We start from the raw sequence: 16963 nt of genomic DNA, 5'->3' as shown, positions 1-16963 counted from the left end.
TGACCTCCAGCTCAAGCGACAGCGGAAAGCTTCGCCGGGTTCATCTGCCACAGCACCTCGTCGATGCCGTCGGCGGACGCCGTCACGGTGCAGACCGCGAACACCTTGCCGTCGCGGCTCAACAGTGCGACCGCGCGGCCGTTCGCCGTACTGAACTCCACCTCCACCCCGACCCAGAAGTGCTTGTGGAACGCCCGGTGGTACTTGGCCACCCGTTCCTGACCGACCACCGGGAACTTCGACGCGCGCGCAGCACCGCCGCCGTCGGAGTAGCTGATCGCGTCCTTGGCGAGCAGGTCCTCGAGCACCGCGAGATTCCCCGACCGCGCGGCCGTGATGAATGCCGAGAGCAACTTCTTCTGCTGGGGCCCCGACACCTCCGTACGGCGCTCGGCACGGATCCGCTTCCGGGCCCGGCTGACCAATTGACGTACGGCAGGCTCGGTCGACTGCAGCATCGCGGCCAGCTCGTCGTACGGGTAGTCGAACGCCTCGCGGAGGATGTACGCGGCCCGCTCGGTCGGCGACAACCGTTCGAGCACGAGGAGTACCGCGAAGCTCAGCGCCTCCCCGGTCTCGGCGCCCAGGTACGGGTCGGCGCTGGTATCGACCGGTTCGGGCAGCCACGGCCCGACGTACGTCTCCCGGCGAGCGCGCGCCGACTGGCTCGCGTTGATTGCGAGCCTGGTCACGGCTGTCGACAGGTACGCGGTCGGGCTCTGGACCGTACTGCGGTCCGTGGCCTGCCAGCGCAGCCACACCTCCTGGACGAGGTCCTCGGCCTCGGCGTGGCTGCCCAGCATCCGGTACGCGATCCCCATCAGGCGTGGGCGCACCTGGTTGAAGACCGCGACCGCGTCGTCGAGTTCCTCAGTCATCAGCTGGAGGATACGGGTCCGTCTCCAGGGCCTCGATCGCGCCGTGCAGACTGTTCAGATCCGCGGTCTCGGCCTGCGCCTCGTACGGATCCAGCAGCCACTCGGCGGGTGATTCGCCGGCCGGCGGCGTACCGGCCTTGTTCAGTTCGAGGTCCGCCTCCACCTCGACGTCGAGCTCGTGCAGGAACTCGCTGCCCGACCCGCTGCTCATTGGGCGGCGTACCACTCGTCGTAGTGCAGGTCGCCCAGCCGCGCCTCGCCGACCGGGACCAGGCTGCGCTCGGTCAGCTCGGAGCCGAAGTACCGCGCGTGCTCGTCCGGAACCACCTCGCGGTTGTCACCGCGCCCGGCGAGCGCCTTGCGGAAGAACTCGTCCATCCGGAACTCGTCCGGCCCGGCGATGTCGATCCGGCTGTTCAGCGGCTCGCCGACCGCGACCCGGCCGAGGTTCTTGGCGACGTCCTCGGCGGCGATCGGCGCCCAGGCGACCGGCGCGATGTGCACCTTGCCGTCGTCCCAGGTGCCCTCGTCCGCGATCGCCGCGACGAACTCGAAGAACTGCGTGGCGTGCACCAGCGAGTACGGAATACCGGCGGCCTTGATGAGCTCCTCCTGCGCGATCTTCGCCGCGAAGTAGTGGTTGTCCGGCATCCGCTCGGTGCCGACGATCGAGATCCCGACGTGGTGCCGGACGCCGGCCGCCTGGCCGGCCGCCAGGACGTTCCCGGTCGAGGTCTGGAAGAACTCCATCACCGGCCCGGCCTCGAACGACGGCGAGTTCGCCACGTCGACCACCACGTCGGCGCCCTTCAGTACGTCCGCCAGGCCCTCCCCGGTGATCGTGTTGACGCCGGTGCTGGGCGCAGCCGGGACCGCCTCGTGGCCGTGCTCGGTGAGCTTCGCCACCAGCTTCGTACCGATCAGGCCGGTGCCGCCGATCACGACGATCTTCATCGCAGAACCCCTTCGATTGTTTTCGCTGTCACCAGGTAAGACAGGGCACCCCCGGAGCTTGTGACAGTCACAGCGAGACGCCCTGCGCTGTCTTTCTCCACGACAGCCCCCGCGCGCGAGAGGACCCGCCTGTGCCGAACGGAGAAGTCCACATCCGGGTACGGATGACGGCCCGCCCGATCGACGAGCCGCATCGCGTCTCCAGCCAGCTCGAACTGCTCTTCGACCTGACCTTCGTGGTCGCGGTCGCCGCCGTCACCGAGCAGTTCGCGCACACGATCGCGGGCGGCCACGCCGGGTCCGGCGTGCTCCCGTTCCTGCAGGTGTTCTTCGCGATCTGGTGGGCGTGGATGAACTTCACCTGGTTCGCCTCGTCGTACGACACCGACGACGTCACGTACCGGATCCTCACGATGGTGCAGATGGCCGGCGTGCTGCTGCTCGCGGCCGGTGTACCGGCGGCCGCGGACCATGGTGACTACCTGATGATCACGTCGGGGTACCTGGTGATGCGCCTCGGCCTCATCTCGCTCTGGGTGCGCGCGGGCCTCGAGGATCGCGCATCCCGGCGGACGGCGTTCCGGTACGCGATCGGCATCGGGGCGTTGCAGCTCGGCTGGTTCGCCAGGCTGTACGTCGCCGACGCGGGCGCGTCCGACGGTGTATTGCTCGCCGCGTTCATCGGCCTGGCGGCTCTCGAGCTGTCGGTGCCGCGCTGGGCCGAGCGGCCGCGGCCGACGACCTGGCATCCGCACCACATCGCGGAACGGTACGGACTCTTCACGATCATCCTGCTCGGCGAGGCGGTGCTGGCAGCGTCCAACGCCGTACGGCGAGCCGTCGAGGACACCGCGGTGAGCGTCGAGCTGATCGCGGTCGCGGGCTGCGGCCTGGTGATCCTGTTCGCGCTGTGGTGGCTGTACTTCCTGCACCCGGCCGGCCCGCGGCTCGAGGACCGGCGCAACAGGTCGTACCGCTGGGGCTACCTTCACTACGGACTGTTCGCGGCGCTGGCCGCCCTCGGCGCGGGGCTGGAGGTCGCGGTCGAGCAGACCGGACACGAACTGCACTTGTCCCCCACCGCGGCCGGCTACGCGGTCGCCGTACCGGCCGCCGGGTTCATCGGCCTTCTGTGGGTCGTGCACCGCTGCCTCGCGGAGCCGACCCGCGTCCAGTTCGCGACGACGCTCGCGGGCATGACGATCCTGCTCACGCTGCCACTCGCAACACCCGCCGTCGGAGCGGTCACCGATCTCGCACTGATGGCCGCGACCTGCGTCGCGGTGGTCGCCATTGCGTCCTGGAACGCTAGGCGGTGAGTCCGGAGAGCGTCTTGAGGCTCGCGTGGATGAGCTCGGCGATCGGTACGTCGCCCGGCGCGCTGATCCAGCGTTCGAACGACACCCGGAACACCGCGACCCCGGTCTCGGCGGCCAGCGCCGCAACCTCGGGGGCGACCCCGCGCTCGAGCAGGCCCTGATTGAGCGCGGTGGTCAGCGACGCCATCTTGATCAGCTCGCGCTCGAGCAGCTCAGGCGTCGACGTGATCACCGCGGCCCGGCGGCGCGAGTAGTCCCGGCGGATGTCGTCGAAGAACTCGGCCGAGGCGAGCACTGCGATCGTCGTGGCCTCCATCGGCGTCGCCTCCGCGGGCGCGGCCGCGAGGGCCTTGACCATCAACTCCTGGAGCTGCTCGGAGCCGGCGAACAGCACCTCGCGCTTGTCGGCGAAGTGCCGGAAGAACGTCCGCGCGGTGACGCCGGCCCGGTCGGCGATCTCGGCGACGGTCGTGCCGTCGAACCCGCGCTCGGCGTACAGCGCCATCGCCGCCTCGCGCAGCCGCCCGGCCGCATCCGGCTCCCACCGTCCCATGGAGTCGATCCTAACTGATGTCATTGACTGACATCAGGGTGTATGGTCGGTGATGTCAGTCAATGACATCACTGGGACATCACTTGAGAGGATCCATTTTCATGCGCGTCTTCATCACCGGAGCCTCCGGACACGTCGGTTCGGCGCTGGTCCCGGAGCTCCTGCACAACGGTCACCAGGTTCTTGGCCTGGCCCGCTCGGACGAGTCCGCGAAGCGGCTGACCGAGTGGGGCGCCGAGGCTGTTCGCGGCGACCTCGACGATCTCGACCGGATCCGAGCCGCCGCCAATGCGGCCGACGGCGTCGTACACCTCGCCTTCCGCCACGACGCCATGCAGGCCGGCGATCTGGCCGGCGCGGCGGAGTCCGACCTCGCCGCACTGCGGGCGATCGGCGACGCACTGGCCGGCACCGACAAGCCACTGGTCAGTACGTCGGGAACCGCCATGCTCGAGGCCGTCGCGAAGGGTCGCGTCGCGACCGAGGACGACTACGACCCGAACGGCGGGTACCGCATCGACGCCGAGAACCTGGTCGTCGACCTGGCCGGCAAGGGCATCCGTTCGTCGGTCGTCCGGCTGCCACCGATCACCCACAGCCGGCTCGACCACCATGGGTTCGCGCCGACGCTGATCGCGTTCGCCCGCAAGAACGGCTTCGCGGCGTACATCGGCGACGGGACGAACCGCTGGTCGTCGGTGCACACGCTCGACGCCGCCCGGCTCTACCGCCTGGCACTCGAGTCCGCGCCCGCGGGCACCCGGCTGCACGCGATCCAGGACGAAGGCATCGAGTTCCGCGTCATCGCCGAGGCGATCGGCAAGGGCCTCGGGCTTCCGGCCCGGTCGGTGACCGTCGAGGAGGCACCGCAGTACCTCGGGTTCCTGAGCCGTTTCGCCGGCCTCGGCATCCCGACGTCCGGCGCCCGGACGAGTGAGCTGCTCAACTGGCAGCCCACCCACCCGGACCTGCTCGCCGACCTCGCAACCGGTTTCTACTTCGCCTAGACCTTCAGGACCGGGGCGATGGACTTTGCCTTCGAGCCTTCGTAGGCGGCCAGGAGGATGCCCAGGACGGCGATGCCTTCCTCCTCGGTGTGCAGCGGGCGCTGCTTGCCTGCCAGCGAGTCGGCGAAGTGGCCGATCTCGGCGACGAACGTGTCGACCGGTTCGAACTCGAAGGTCTCGGTCTCGCCGGACCGGAGGCGGTACGAGAGCGACGTACCGTCACTGGTGAGCGAGCCCAGCTCGCCGACGGCGGAGAAGCGCTCGGTCGACGTGGCCGGCTGGTAGGCCCAGCTGGTCACGAGCTGCCCGACGACTCCGTTGTCGAACCTGATCAGGACCTGGGCGGAGTCTTCGCCCTCCATGAACTTCAACCGGTGCGTGGAGAGCATCGCGGTCGCCTCGACCGGCATGCCGCCGGCCAGGTGCAGCATCAGATAGGTGGGGTGGTACCCGGTGTCAATGAGCTCGCCACCGCCACTCGTCTTGCTGCTCGCCCGCCAGCCCATGCTGCTCGGGTCGAAGTCGTTGTAGAAGCTGTCGGTCGTCCGTACCTCGTAGACGGTGCCGATCGTGCCGCCCTGCAACAGCTCGCGGGCCTTCGCGACCGCCGGCATGAACAGCTGGTTGTGCGCACACATCAGCGTCACGCCGTTCTCGGTCACCGCCTTGCGCACATCCGCTGCTTCCTCGGCGGACAGGCACAGCGGCTTCTCGCAGAGGACATGCTTGCCGGCCTCGGCAGCCGCGACGATCGCGCCCCGGTGCAGGTGGTGCGGCAGACAGATGTCGACCGCGTCCAGCTCCTCGCTGGCGAGCATCTCCTGGTAGTCCGTGTACGGCGCCGCGCCGAGCTCCTCGCCGCGCTTCTTCGCGGTCTCCTCGACGGCGTCCGCGACCGCGGTGACACCGATCTTGCCGGCGTGCGCGCGGTAACCCTTGATGTGTGCGGAGGCGATCCCGCCGCCACCGATCAGCCCGACCTTGATCATCCGGGGCCCCTCTCAGCTGTAGGAAATGACTTGGCTGGACTCGGCCGCAGCATTCGCCGCGACCACCAGCCGCGTCAGCTCGACTGCGCGTTCGATGTTCTCGTCCGCACGGGTGCCGTTGGTGATGTGATCGACCCACTGCGCGAATGCGTCCTGCGCGTGCTCGGGGACGTCCACCTGCTCGCCGTTCACGAGCAGTACGTTGCCCGCGTCGGTGTAGGTCAGCGTGCCCTCGGTGCCGAACAGCTCGATCGTGAACGGGTTGTTGCTCGCGAACCCGGCCTCGATCACCCCGATCCGCTGGTCGCCGTACCCGGCCACCACGACAGCGTTGTCTTCCAGCCCGAGGCCGGCGACCGAGCGGTACGTCGCGCTCACCGTCTCCGGCTGCGCGCCGAGGAACAACTGGGTCAGGTACACCGGGTGGCAGCCGAGGTCGGTGAGCGCGCCACCGATCGCGGCCTTCGGCTCGAAGAACCGGTGCGGCAGCCAGCCGTCCTTGCCGTCACGCCCGATCGCGCCGTCGTGCGACAGGCGGACCCGGCCGTACGTCAACGTGCCCAGGGTGCCCTTGTCGAGCACCTCGCGGATCGCCGTCGTGTAGCCGTGGTACAGCCGCGGCAGCGAGACGATGAGCTTCACGCCGGCGGCATCGGTGGCGGCGACGATCTCCTCGGCCTCGGCGACCGTCGGGGCGAGGACCTTCTCGGTGAAGATGTGCTTACCGGCCTGGGCCGCCTTCAGCATGATGTCGCGGTGCACGTCGGTCGGCGTCGTGATCACCACGCCGTCCAGATCGTCGCGCGCGAGCAGCGCGTCGAGATCTCCGGTGTAGTCGACCCCGAACTGCTCGGCGCCGGCGCGGCCGCGCTCGGCGTCGTCGTCCCAGACGGCCACCAACTCCGTTCCGGGGTGCGCCTGGGCCTGCCGCGAATAGTCCCCGGCATGGACATGCCAGAAGCTGAGCGTCGCGATCTTCAGTGGATTGGACACGCTGGTCCTCCTCGGTGGAGCCTGCGGGAAACGTTGCTGATCGACCGTCGGCAGATCACGGTACAACGTTGTCAGGAGTCCGCAACAGACTTCCGGCAAGCCCTTTCACACGGTGAGACCAGGGCGCTGCTCGGCTGCTTATAGTTATCCAGGAGTCCTGGATTAGGTAAGGAGCGCCCGATGACCGACGAGCCCGCTGGTGGGGATCTGTCGCGGCTGCGCCAGCTGAACGCGGTCGCCGTACTGCGGGAACTGCGCGCTGCGCAGCCGCTGACGCTCACCGAGCTGTCGAAACGGACAGGGCTGTCGCGCGCTTCGACCGAGGATGTTGCGCGGGACCTGCGCGGACGGGGCTGGCTGGCGGAGGTGGCGCCGGCGGCCGGGTCGGTCGGGCGGCCGGCCAGGCGGTATCGCTTCAACGCCGGCGCCGGGCGGTTGCTCGGGGTCGACGTCGGCGGGCACAAGGTGCTCGCGCTGGTCACCGACCTCGACGGCGAGGTCCTCAACCAGGTACGCATCGAGGTCCCACCCGAAGCCGGCCGCCGCGAACGCCTGGCAGCGCTCGACCACTGCGTGGCAAAGACCCTCGCCGGCGCCGGCCTTGGTGCAGCCGCTACCGCTGGTCATGGCGGAGTTGGTGCGGAAGCGGGTCCGCGGATCTGGGCGACGGGTGTGGCCACGACCGGATTGGTGGACGGGACCGGGAAGGTGATGTTGTCGGACTCGCTGCCGGAGTGGACCGGCGTGAATCTGGCTGCGCACGTACGCCGTCTGGTTCCAGGTCCGGTGCGCGTGGAGAACGACTGCAAGCTCGCCGCTCTCGCCGAAACGTGGCGTGGTGTTGCGCGCTACGCGAAGGATGTGGTGTTCCTACTCGCCGGTCTGCGCACCGGCGCCGGACTGATCATCGACGGCAAACTCCACCGCGGCTTCGCCAACTGGTCCGGCGAGATCGGCGCCCTCCCCGCAGCCGGCTGGCTCCAGGCCCCCACCCACCTTCAAACCTGGCTGGACAGCACCAACACCGACAGGTCGGGTGGGTTTGAGCGGCTGTTCGTGGCGGCGCGGGCGGGTGAGGCGGACGCCGTACAGGCCGTGGATGCCTACGTGCGTGATCTCGCGGTTGGCGCGTCTGCGCTGGTACTGACGCTGGATCCGCAGCTCGTGGTGATCGGTGGCGGGTTCTCCCGGTCAGCAGACGTGATGGTCGAGCCGTTGCGCCGCGAACTCGACCGCTGGTGCCTGCGGACGCCGGAGATCCGGGTCTCGGCGTTCGCGGACGAAGGCGTCGCGCTCGGTGCCGTCCGGCTGGCACTGGACGAGGTCGAAGCATCCATCACAAGCGGCCTGAGACCTTGACATAATTTCCCTGGACTCCATGATTACCCCATGAGAAGGCTTGCCGCAGGTCTCGCGGTGGTCGGGTTGCTGCTACCGGCCCAGACCGCGATGGCTCACCATGCTCCCCCCGCCGCTCCCCCCGCCACGACGATCAGCTACACCGCCTCCGACGACGTGATCTCCAACCAGGAGCGCGGGTTCTACCACCACCAGGAAACGCACTACTACGCCGACAACTCCGGCTATGTCCCACTGGACGTCGCCACCCTGCGCAACTTCCGGACCCAGGAACACATCACGCAGATCCTGCGGCTGTTCTACCTGGAGAAGTTCGCCAAGCAGGACGTGATCGACAAGCACTACCTCGACCTGATGCAGGCCGACTTCAATGCCGCCCGCGCGGCCGGCGTGAAGATGATCGTCCGGTTCGCCTACGCGCTGCCCGGCGACGGCTGGCCGCCACCGACCCCGTACGGCGACGCACCGGTCGCCCGGGTGGTCAAGCAGATCAAACAGCTCACGCCGATCCTGCGCGCGAACTCGGACATGATCGCCGTCGTCCAGTCCGGCTTCGTCGGGCTCTGGGGCGAGGGCTACTACACCGACTACTTCTCGAACCCGGCCGACCCGAGTCAGGTCTCGGACCAGAACTGGGCCGACCGCAAGGCGGTCACCGACGCACTGCTGCGGGCGCTGCCGAAGGACAAGATGATCCAGGTGCGGACGCCGTACATGAAGCAACGGATGTACGGCGTACCGACCGGAACCGCGGGCGGTCTCACCGCGGACCAGGCGTACAACGGATCGGCGGTCGCCCGGATCGGGCAGCACAACGACTGCTTCCTGGCCAGCCCGGACGACTTCGGTACGTACCTGAGCGACCCGATCGAGCTGGACAAGGATTTCGTTGCCCAGGACACCAACTACGTCCCCGAGGGCGGTGAGACCTGCGGCGTCGACGCGCCACGGTCGGAGTGGCCCTCGGCGTCGGCGGAGATGGCCCGGCTGCACTTCTCGTTCCTGAACATCGAGTACCACCCGGACGTGCTGGCCAGCTGGGGCGAGAACATCGAGGTGGCGAAGCAGAAGCTCGGCTACCGGTTCGCGCTGACCCAGAGCACGGTCAGGGTCGACCGCGGAAGGGCCCAGGTCAACCTGCAGATCCGCAACGACGGCTGGGCGGCACCGTACAACCCGCGTCAGGTCCAGCTGATCTTCCAAAGCGCCAAGCACACGTTCAAGGTGAACGTCCCGGCCGACCCGCGCCGTTGGGGCGCGGGCACGACAACCGACCTCAGCTGGAACGTCAAGGCGCCGCCGGTCCCAGGCAAGTACAAGGTGCTGCTCAACATCGCCGACCCGAAGCTCCAGTCCCAGGCCCGGCTGCCCGGCTCCAGCGAGACGTACAACGCGGTCTACGCCGTCCGCCTCGCCAACAACGGAACCTGGCAACCAACCACCGGCTACAACGACCTGCACCAAACCCTGACCACCAGCTAGCCACCCCGGCCGCCCAACCGCGGCTGCAGATCCACCTTGTGCACCGGAGCCGTATTCTCCGAGCCCGCAGACACGGCTCCCGTGCACAAGGTCGGCGGGAACTAGTCGGTGACTTGGTCCCGGGTTGAGGCGGGGGCCGGGACCGGTTCCGCGGGTTGGGGTTGGTTGGGGGTGCGGGGGATGCCGGCTGCTGCGTAGGCGGCTGGTTCGTCGAGGGTTTCGTGTTCGAGAAGCTGGGCGGCGATCGAGTCCAGCTGCGGGCGGTGGTCGCGGAGCAGGCGGCGAGCCTCGGCGTAGCACTGCTCGATCAGCCGCCGTACCTCCTCGTCGACCGTGTTCAGCAGATCGTCGGAGACACCGGCCATCCGCGCATCGCCCTCGGCGGGCAGTACGGAGACCGGGCCGATCGCCTCGGACATGCCCCAGCGGCCGACCATCGAGCGGGCGATCCGGGTCGCGGTCTCGAGGTCGCTCTCGGCGCCGGTGGTGACCACGCCGAGCACCTCCTGCTCGGCCGCCATACCACCGAGCGCGCCGATGATCCGGCCGCGCAGGTACGCCACGTCGTACCCGTACCGGTCCGTCTCCGGCGTCGACAGCGTCACGCCGAGCGCACGTCCGCGCGGAATGATCGACACCTTCCGTACCGGGTCCGCGCCCTTCTGGATCATCCCCAGCAGTGCGTGCCCGCCTTCGTGGTACGCGGTCCGCCGGCGCTCCTCCTCCGGCATCACGACGTTCCGCGCCGTACCGAGCTGGACCTTCTCCAGCGCGTCGGTCAGGTCCCGCTGGGTGATCTGCGACTCGCCCTGCCTCGCCGCGGCGAGCGCCGCCTCGTTCAGCAGGTTGGCCAGATCCGCGCCGGTCATCCCGGGCGTGGACCGCGACAGCGCGGTCAGGTCCGCGTCCGCCGCGAGCGGCTTCCCGCGCGCATGGACCTTGAGGATCGCGGCCCGCCCGGGCTGATCGGGCGCGTGCACGGTGATCGTCCGATCGAACCGGCCGGGGCGGAGCAGCGCCGGATCGAGTACGTCGGCGCGGTTCGTCGCGGCCAGCACCACGACCCCCTCGGTACCGGAGAAACCGTCCATCTCGGTGAGGATCTGGTTCAGCGTCTGCTCGCCCTCGTCGTGCCCGCCGACCGACCGCGCACCGCCACGGGCCCGGCCGATGGTGTCGATCTCGTCGATGAAGATGATCGCCGGCGCCACCTTCCGCGCCTCGCCGAACAGCTCCCGCACCCGGCTCGCGCCCACGCCCACAATCATCTCGATGAACTCCGAGGCGCTCGCGGAGAAGAACGGCACGCCGGCCTCACCGGCGGTCGCCCGCGCGAGCAGCGTCTTGCCGGTACCGGGCGCGCCGGCCAGCAGCACGCCCTTCGGCGCCCGCGCTCCGAGCCGCCGGTACTTCTCGGGATCCTTCAGGTAGTCGACGACCTCCTCGATCTCGGCCTCGACCTCGTCGATCCCCGCCACGTCGGCGAACGTCACCCGCACCGTGCTCGGGTCGACCGGCTTCTTCTGCTGACCGCCGCCGCCGAGCAGCCCGCCGAGGCCGCCGCCCAGTCCACCGCCGGCGCGGCTGCGCCGGAACAACCAGAAGTAGAACGCCGCGATCAGGATGAACGGGCCGAGCGAGATCAGCAGGTTCCAGATGACACCGCGCTGCTGCACGACCGGCGTCGCGCGCACCGTCGCGCCGCCCTTCTGCAGGTCGCCGTACAGGTTGTCGTTGGCGAACGTCGGCCGCTCGGTGGTGAACTTGGTGTACGTCGACCCGCTCTTGCCCGGGACCTCCGCAGCCTGCTTGAGCCGGCCCTCGATGGTGTCGCCCCGGGAGAAGATCTCGGCGACGTTCTGCTTCTGCACCTGGGCGGTGAAGTCGGTGTACGCGATCGTCTGCTCACCGCCTGCGAGCTGGTCCTGCATGGTGGTGAGCAGGAAGAGCACCAGGTAGCCGCCGACGATCCAGGCGACCCACTTCCACCACCGTGGCCGCCGCGGCTTGTCGTCGTCCCCGTGCCCGGCCGGCAGTCCCTCGGTCCGCCACGGTTTGTGCGGTGGCCGTTGCGAACCGTCGCTCTTCCGGTCGCCCGAGTCCGGGCCTTTCCCGGCGTCGGCGTTGGACCGGTCCTTCGACGGCGGTTCCTTCTCGCTCATGCAGCAAACATAGGACCTGAACCCGCCCCAACACAGCAACAGAGCGCAGTCGCCCGATCCGCCGTCTGCTAACAGCGGAAGACCCTTCACCCCAGCCGCCCCGTACCGCACGCTGGACAGGTCGAAGGAGGACACATGCACGTCAACAACACGACCACCCCGCACTACCCCGAACCGCGGCCGGGGGGACCTTGGGCGCCTGGTGCGCCCGGGGCTCCGGAGGGGCCGCGCGCGCCGCAGCCGATTCTGCCGTCGTGGTACGAGCCGGCCTCGGTCACGGTGGAGCGCGAGCTGGCCGATCGGCTGCTGGCGGACCGGGTGATCCTGATCGGCGGACGGCTGGACGACGACCTGGCGAACCATGTCGCCGCGCAGTTGCTGCTACTGGATGCCGGGAGCAACGATCCGGTCAAGCTGCACCTGTCCTCGACGGACTCCGGCCTGGACGCCGCGCTCTCGGTCGCCGCCGCGATCGACCTGATCAGTTCCCCCGTCCACGTCATTGCCCGCGGCACAGTCCGCGGCCCGGCCATCGCCGTACTCGCCGCCGCCGCACAACGCGAAGCTCATCGCCACACGACCTTCGTACTGTCGGCACCCCAGTTCACCGCGGAAGGCACCGCGGACGAACTCGCCGGCTACGCCGAACAGCACGAACGCCAGGCGGTCCGCCTCGCCGAGCTGATCGCCGACGCCACCGGTCGCCCCACCGACGAGATCACCACCGACCTCGATGCAACCCGCCTGCTAACCGCCGAGCAGGCAAAGGACTACGGCCTCATCACCCGCCTGCTCTAGACAGCGGCTGCAGTTCGACAGTACGTATACGTGCAGCACCCGCCCGCTCGCACCGTATGCGGCCTGCGCCGGGGCGGTAGTGGAGGTATACGTACTGTCGATCTGCAAGTCAGTCGAAGGTGAGGACCAGGCGGCCGCTGGTGGTGCCGGTGGACTGGCGGTGCCATGCGTCGGTGATGTCCGCGAGGGTGACCGTTTCGTGGGCGACGGTGATGGCGCCGGTGGCTGCGTGGTCGAGGACGGCGGTCAGTGCGTCACGGCGCTGGTCCGCTGTCAGCGCGTTGTTCGTGTAGCCGAGCACGCTCGCCGACTTGCTTCGCAGTACGGAGGACGAGAACACCGCCTCGTCGCCCGACGAACCACCAAGGTTGACCAGCCTTCCCCCGGGAGCGAGCACCCGCGCCGCAGCCGTCGCCGCGACTCCGAAGACCGGGTCGATCACCACGTCGTACGGTGTGGTGCCGAGCAGTGCCGTCAGCTCGTCGACATCCGTGCTCAAGGCAACCACCTCGTGAGCCCCGGCTGCCTGTGCGCGTTCCCGTGAGGATTCGGACCGTACGACGGCCGCCACGTGCGACGCCCCGAGTACGCGCGCCGCACCGATCGCGACCTGCCCGACCGCGCCACCACCGCCGAGCACCAGCACCCGCTCCCCCGCCTGCAGCTGGCCCCGCCACGTCAACGCCATCCATCCGGCAACCCCCGACAGCCCAAGAGCCGCCACCGCCCCATCCCCCACCGCCGCTTCCGGCTTGAGGACTATCAGGTCCGCATCCGGGACCGCGGCCCGTTCGGCGAGGCTGCCGTCGCCGGCCGCCATTCCGGCGGAGGTCGCGAAGAACACCCTCGTGCCCGGCGCGACCGTCGCCGACTCCTCCACCACGCCGACACCTTGCACACCAGGGACGTACGGCAGTGCGGGTGGCCCGAAATACGACGTACCGGAAGCACAGAGGAGATCGAGCGGGACGATCGGCGCAGCCGTCACGCGCACGATCGAGGAGCCCTGGCCCGCAACCGGGTCAGGATGCTCGGCGTGCGACGGCGGTTCACCATGGGTGTGCAGTACTGCGGCGCGCACGCGCCCTCCTCAGGTAGTGATGTCCGGGTACGGCAACGAGTGCTGCTGCAGCGCCCGCCCGTACGCCTTCTGGTACTCGAGCGGCCCGTGATCCCGCTCGAACATCGCGATGAACAACGTCAACGTCAGGAACGGATGGGCACCCAACCCGAACAGCGCCACATGGTCGTGCTCCCGCAGCGCCTTCCGCTCGGCGTCCGTGAACGACTGCCACGTCGACCTCTCCGGAACGGCACAGTTCAGGAGCTGATTGGCGACCTCCCGCTCCCACCACTCGACGGTACCGGCCGCATCCGCGCGGTACCGCTCAACCAGATCCGGATCCCGGTCGACCGTGTAGAGGAACTTGTCCAGCAGGTACTTGCTCATGCCGGCGCTCCGTTCGGATACCAGGTGAAGTACGCCTCCATGGTGTGGAACAGGTCCAGCGAATCCACGTGGTCCGCCTTCGCGCCGGCCCCGGCGACGCCCATCATCAGCATGAAGTCCATGAACCCGTGCGTCGCGTTCCCCGGCAGGTGCAGACTGTCGAGCGTCACCTCCGACAGGCACCCATCGATGTCACCGCCCGCGATCCAGTCCACGGCCTTGCGGTCGAACTCCGGGTCCGGACCGTGCTCGCCGAACTGCCGCGGTCCGCCGAGCTCCAGCGAGAGGTGCCCGGTACCGATGATCGCCACCCGCTTGTCGATCGGCCACGACTCCACCAACTGCCGGATCGTCCGCCCGAGCTCGACGAACCGTCCGGGACGCGGCAGCGGCGGCGCGAAGATGTTGGTGTAGATCGGCACGATCGGCAGGTCCGCCTCCGGCCGGAGCGTGATGATCGGGCAGGTGATGCTGTGGTCGATCCGCAGCTCGTTGCTGAAGGCAAGGTCGAAGCCGGCGTCCAGGCCGTTACGCAGAATGTGCGACGCGAGCTGTTCGTCGCCGGCCAGTCGCATCCGTGGGAGGCCGAACTCGCGTTCCTCGTTGTACCAGTTCGCGTCGAAGAACGGCGCCTTGCCGACCAGGAACTGGGGCATGTTGTCCAGCCACAGCTGGTGGAAGTGGTCGCTCCCGACCATCACCAGGATGTCCGGCCGGGCCTTCGTCAGCGTCTCGCGGAACGCCTCGATCTTCGCCACCCACTCGTCCGCGAACGGCGGGCGGTCGGCGCCGGTCGCCGTACTGGCCCGGTAGTAGAACGGGTGGTGCGTGGAGGCGATCACCGCGGCGACTGTGGCCATCTGGTGCTCCTTCAGGGTTCAACGGCAGGGTTCGGCTTCAGGGTTCGACGTAGACGGCGTTGCGGTCGACGGTGAGGTAGGCGTCCATCCCGATCGGGCGGCGGCGTTCCTCGGCGAGCTGGCCGAGGAGACCGGCGGCGCGCGCGAGCAGGGCGTAGCCGCGCAGTAGTTCGATCGGGAGGCCGAGATCGGCGAGCGCAGCGCCGCAGACGCCGGCGCCGTTCAGTGGGAGCTTCCGGCCGAGCACCTGTTCGTGGACGCGGCCGATGGCCTGGAACAGCTTCAGGTGCGGGCCTTCCAGGTCTTCCTCGCGGGCGATGCCGATCAGTACTGGTGTCCGAGGGTCCTGCACCTTGTGCACCGGATGCCCGAGGCCCGGGATGAACGTCTTGTTGGCCTTGGACTGCTGGACAAGGTCCAGCGCGAGAGCGTCCCACTCACGATCGTCTGCCGGGAGGTCCGTCGGGAGGGCTTGGTGGAGGAAGGTCGCGCAGTCTTCGGTGACGCCGAGGAAGCGGGAACCGCCGCCGAGGAGGCCGGCTGCCAGTGCGCCTTGGAGTGAGTCCGGTGCGGACAGGTAGGTGAGGCGCGCGGCGATCGCTGTCGGTGTGAATCCGTGGTCCGCGAGCGCGACCAGGACGGACTCGAAGAGGCGCGTCTCCGACGGTGTCGGACGGCGCATCGCGACCAGCCAGAACGCCAGCTCGCCGAACCCGACCTTCCCCATCAGGTCCGCGGTCAGATCCTGCCCGAGCAGCCGGATCTCGTCCGCGGTCGACGTCCCCAGCGACGTCGGAAAAACCGGCGGCCTGACTCGCCCGTCCGCCGATCCGTCCCCCGCTCCCTCGCTCCGCTCGCCACCTATTCGGTCGCTCTGCCCGGCGCTCTGTTCGTCGTTCATTCGGTCAGCCACTTCCTCAGGTCGGTGCCGTGTTCGTCGAGCGCGGGCGGCGGGAGGCGGTAGGAAGCTGCGCTGTCGGACAGGGTGATCGGGTTGCGGACCCCGGGGATCCCGCCGACCGTGACCACCGGGTCCAGGCCGATGTCCTCGGCGAACGCCACGCCGCCGTCGACGGTGTTGATCGGCCCGCACGGCACGCCCGCCCCGATGATGTCCGCGAACCACTCCATCTTGGTCCGCGTCCGCAACCGTTCGACGAGCAACGGCCGCAGTTCGTCGCGATGCGCGGTCCGCTGCTCGTTCCGGTCGAACCGCGGATCGTCGGCCAACTCCGGTACGCCGAGCACCTCGACCAACTTGCGGAACTGTCCATTGTTCCCGGCCGTGATGATCAGCTCCCCGTCCGCGCAGGGCAGTGGCTCGTACGGGAACAGGCTCGGATGGCTGTTCCCCATCCGCTGCGGTACGACACCACCCGCCACGTACGCGCTCGACTGGTTCACCAGGCCCGAGAGCGCCGACGACAACAGGTTGACCTCGACGTGCTGACCACGACCGCTCTCCTGTCGCTGGTGCAGCGCCGACAGGACGCCGATCGACGCGTGCAGCCCGGCCATCACGTCGAACATCGAGATCCCGGCCCGGAACGGCTCTCCGCCCGGATCGCCGGTCAGGCTCATCAAGCCGGAGATCGCCTGCACGATCAGGTCGTACCCCGGAAGTTGAGCGCCGCGTTCCCCGGACCCGAATCCGCTGATCGACGCGTAGATCAGCCGCGGGTTGCCCTCGGCAACGGTCTCGTAGTCGAGCCCGAACCGGCCCAGCCCACCGGGCCGGAAGTTCTCCACCAGGACGTCCGCCCGGCGCGCCAGCTCCTGCGCCGCCGCGAGGTCCGCGGGGTCCTTCAGGTCGAGGGCGATCGACCGCTTGTTCCGGTTCACTGCGAGGTAGTACGTCGAGATGCCGTCGCGGACCGGCGGTTGCCAGGACCTGGTGTCGTCACCACCGGGCGACTCGACCTTGATCACGTCGGCACCGAGGTCGGCGAGCAACATGGTCGCGTACGGACCGGCGAGGATCCGGGAGAAGTCGGCCACCAGGAGACCGGACAGCGGACCCTTCACACGACCTCCAACAGACGTTCGCGGACAGCTGTCCGCACTCTCTGACCGCCTCAGTCTCAGCCCGCACGGCAGCACTGTCAACCGCCTGCTTCGAACCCTTGACAGCGCCGGACCCGGCGCAGAGAGTGAGCCTC

The 16963-nt window shown here is 68.9% G+C and carries 17 protein-coding genes; 5 read left to right on the top strand and 12 right to left on the bottom strand.

The features are described 5' to 3' along the window. Positions 1-11: 11 nt before the first annotated feature. The 3 genes from ACGFI6_RS31810 to ACGFI6_RS31800 are packed head-to-tail and all read right to left on the bottom strand — an operon-like array spanning position 12 to position 1832. Positions 12-878 (bottom strand): RNA polymerase sigma-70 factor, encoded by an 867-nt coding sequence (locus ACGFI6_RS31810; protein ID WP_393125112.1) that lies wholly within the window; start codon positions 876-878, stop codon positions 12-14. Next, positions 871-1089, bottom strand: coding sequence for a hypothetical protein (locus ACGFI6_RS31805; protein WP_393125110.1), 219 nt, complete (start codon positions 1087-1089; stop codon positions 871-873). Before ACGFI6_RS31805 ends, ACGFI6_RS31810 begins: the two co-directional genes overlap by 8 nt. Beyond that, on the bottom strand, positions 1086-1832 hold the full coding sequence (locus tag ACGFI6_RS31800; protein WP_393125108.1) for an SDR family oxidoreductase: 747 nt from the start codon (positions 1830-1832) through the stop codon (positions 1086-1088). Before ACGFI6_RS31800 ends, ACGFI6_RS31805 begins: the two co-directional genes overlap by 4 nt. Positions 1833-1963: 131 nt before the next feature. Between ACGFI6_RS31800 and ACGFI6_RS31795 the strand changes: the two genes are divergently transcribed. Beyond that, positions 1964-3151 carry a low temperature requirement protein A gene (locus ACGFI6_RS31795; RefSeq protein WP_393125106.1) on the top strand — a complete coding sequence of 396 codons (1188 nt, stop codon included), beginning with the start codon at positions 1964-1966 and terminating at the stop codon, positions 3149-3151. Here ACGFI6_RS31795 and ACGFI6_RS31790 read toward each other — a convergent pair. Beyond that, the gene (locus ACGFI6_RS31790) at positions 3141-3704 is read right to left on the bottom strand and encodes a TetR family transcriptional regulator (RefSeq protein ID WP_393125104.1); all 564 of its coding nucleotides are present in this window, start codon (positions 3702-3704) and stop codon (positions 3141-3143) included. The two genes, ACGFI6_RS31795 and ACGFI6_RS31790, sit on opposite strands and share 11 nt — an antisense overlap. Positions 3705-3805: 101 nt before the next feature. Between ACGFI6_RS31790 and ACGFI6_RS31785 the strand changes: the two genes are divergently transcribed. Further along, positions 3806-4711 (top strand): SDR family oxidoreductase, encoded by a 906-nt coding sequence (locus tag ACGFI6_RS31785; protein ID WP_393125102.1) that lies wholly within the window; start codon positions 3806-3808, stop codon positions 4709-4711. Here ACGFI6_RS31785 and ACGFI6_RS31780 read toward each other — a convergent pair. Together ACGFI6_RS31780 and ACGFI6_RS31775 are read right to left on the bottom strand one after the other, a co-directional pair. Next, positions 4708-5700, bottom strand: coding sequence for a Gfo/Idh/MocA family protein (locus ACGFI6_RS31780; protein ID WP_393125100.1), 993 nt, complete (start codon positions 5698-5700; stop codon positions 4708-4710). The genes ACGFI6_RS31785 and ACGFI6_RS31780 overlap by 4 nt on opposite strands. Positions 5701-5712: 12 nt before the next feature. Continuing rightward, complete coding sequence (locus ACGFI6_RS31775) at positions 5713-6693, bottom strand: Gfo/Idh/MocA family protein (protein WP_393125098.1); 981 nt, start codon at positions 6691-6693, stop codon at positions 5713-5715. 180 nt (positions 6694-6873) lie between these two features. On the opposite strand from ACGFI6_RS31775, the gene ACGFI6_RS31770 reads away from it, so the two are divergent. Next, complete coding sequence (locus tag ACGFI6_RS31770; RefSeq protein WP_393125096.1) at positions 6874-8052, top strand: ROK family protein; 1179 nt, start codon at positions 6874-6876, stop codon at positions 8050-8052. A gap of 30 nt (positions 8053-8082) precedes the next feature. Then, a complete protein-coding gene (locus tag ACGFI6_RS31765; protein ID WP_393125094.1) occupies positions 8083-9534 on the top strand; it encodes a DUF4832 domain-containing protein in 1452 nt (483 codons plus the stop codon). 101 nt (positions 9535-9635) lie between these two features. Here ACGFI6_RS31765 and ftsH read toward each other — a convergent pair whose 3' ends face one another. Beyond that, a complete protein-coding gene (gene ftsH, locus ACGFI6_RS31760; RefSeq protein ID WP_393125092.1) occupies positions 9636-11696 on the bottom strand; it encodes an ATP-dependent zinc metalloprotease FtsH in 2061 nt (686 codons plus the stop codon). A 135-nt stretch (positions 11697-11831) separates the two neighbouring features. Between ftsH and ACGFI6_RS31755 the strand changes: the two genes are divergently transcribed. After that, positions 11832-12494 carry a ClpP family protease gene (locus ACGFI6_RS31755; RefSeq protein WP_393125090.1) on the top strand — a complete coding sequence of 221 codons (663 nt, stop codon included), beginning with the start codon at positions 11832-11834 and terminating at the stop codon, positions 12492-12494. 109 nt (positions 12495-12603) lie between these two features. On the opposite strand, the gene ACGFI6_RS31750 is transcribed toward ACGFI6_RS31755, so the two are convergent. From ACGFI6_RS31750 to ACGFI6_RS31730, 5 genes are read right to left on the bottom strand one after another with little or no spacing between them, the layout of a single operon-like run. Further along, complete coding sequence (locus tag ACGFI6_RS31750) at positions 12604-13575, bottom strand: zinc-binding alcohol dehydrogenase family protein (RefSeq protein WP_393125088.1); 972 nt, start codon at positions 13573-13575, stop codon at positions 12604-12606. Between the two features lie 9 nt (positions 13576-13584). Then, positions 13585-13944, bottom strand: coding sequence for a hypothetical protein (locus ACGFI6_RS31745; protein ID WP_393125086.1), 360 nt, complete (start codon positions 13942-13944; stop codon positions 13585-13587). After that, positions 13941-14804: a hypothetical protein gene (locus tag ACGFI6_RS31740; protein ID WP_393125084.1), complete on the bottom strand. Its 864-nt coding sequence runs from the start codon at positions 14802-14804 to the stop codon at positions 13941-13943. Before ACGFI6_RS31740 ends, ACGFI6_RS31745 begins: the two co-directional genes overlap by 4 nt. A gap of 37 nt (positions 14805-14841) precedes the next feature. Beyond that, positions 14842-15705, bottom strand: a complete 864-nt coding sequence (locus ACGFI6_RS31735) for a citryl-CoA lyase (RefSeq protein WP_393125082.1) — start codon at positions 15703-15705, stop codon at positions 14842-14844. After that, positions 15702-16829 (bottom strand): CaiB/BaiF CoA transferase family protein, encoded by a 1128-nt coding sequence (locus ACGFI6_RS31730; protein WP_393125080.1) that lies wholly within the window; start codon positions 16827-16829, stop codon positions 15702-15704. Before ACGFI6_RS31730 ends, ACGFI6_RS31735 begins: the two co-directional genes overlap by 4 nt. Between the last annotated feature and the right edge of the window lie 134 nt (positions 16830-16963).

Source organism: Kribbella sp. NPDC048928 (assembly GCF_043197975.1).
Taxonomy (GTDB): domain Bacteria; phylum Actinomycetota; class Actinomycetes; order Propionibacteriales; family Kribbellaceae; genus Kribbella.
This window is presented reverse-complemented; position numbering and strand designations above follow the sequence as displayed.

Coding starts and splice junctions, on each gene's coding strand:
- ACGFI6_RS31800 (WP_393125108.1), bottom strand. CDS start 1,832: ATGAAGATCGTCGTGATCGGCGGCACCGGCCTGATCGGTACGAAGCTG.
- ACGFI6_RS31770 (WP_393125096.1), top strand. CDS start 6,874: ATGACCGACGAGCCCGCTGGTGGGGATCTGTCGCGGCTGCGCCAGCTG.
- ACGFI6_RS31765 (WP_393125094.1), top strand. CDS start 8,083: ATGAGAAGGCTTGCCGCAGGTCTCGCGGTGGTCGGGTTGCTGCTACCG.
- ACGFI6_RS31790 (WP_393125104.1), bottom strand. CDS start 3,704: ATGGGACGGTGGGAGCCGGATGCGGCCGGGCGGCTGCGCGAGGCGGCG.
- ACGFI6_RS31780 (WP_393125100.1), bottom strand. CDS start 5,700: ATGATCAAGGTCGGGCTGATCGGTGGCGGCGGGATCGCCTCCGCACAC.
- ACGFI6_RS31735 (WP_393125082.1), bottom strand. CDS start 15,705: ATGAACGACGAACAGAGCGCCGGGCAGAGCGACCGAATAGGTGGCGAG.
- ACGFI6_RS31740 (WP_393125084.1), bottom strand. CDS start 14,804: ATGGCCACAGTCGCCGCGGTGATCGCCTCCACGCACCACCCGTTCTAC.
- ACGFI6_RS31755 (WP_393125090.1), top strand. CDS start 11,832: ATGCACGTCAACAACACGACCACCCCGCACTACCCCGAACCGCGGCCG.
- ftsH (WP_393125092.1), bottom strand. CDS start 11,696: ATGAGCGAGAAGGAACCGCCGTCGAAGGACCGGTCCAACGCCGACGCC.
- ACGFI6_RS31805 (WP_393125110.1), bottom strand. CDS start 1,089: ATGAGCAGCGGGTCGGGCAGCGAGTTCCTGCACGAGCTCGACGTCGAG.
- ACGFI6_RS31810 (WP_393125112.1), bottom strand. CDS start 878: ATGACTGAGGAACTCGACGACGCGGTCGCGGTCTTCAACCAGGTGCGC.
- ACGFI6_RS31745 (WP_393125086.1), bottom strand. CDS start 13,944: ATGAGCAAGTACCTGCTGGACAAGTTCCTCTACACGGTCGACCGGGAT.
- ACGFI6_RS31785 (WP_393125102.1), top strand. CDS start 3,806: ATGCGCGTCTTCATCACCGGAGCCTCCGGACACGTCGGTTCGGCGCTG.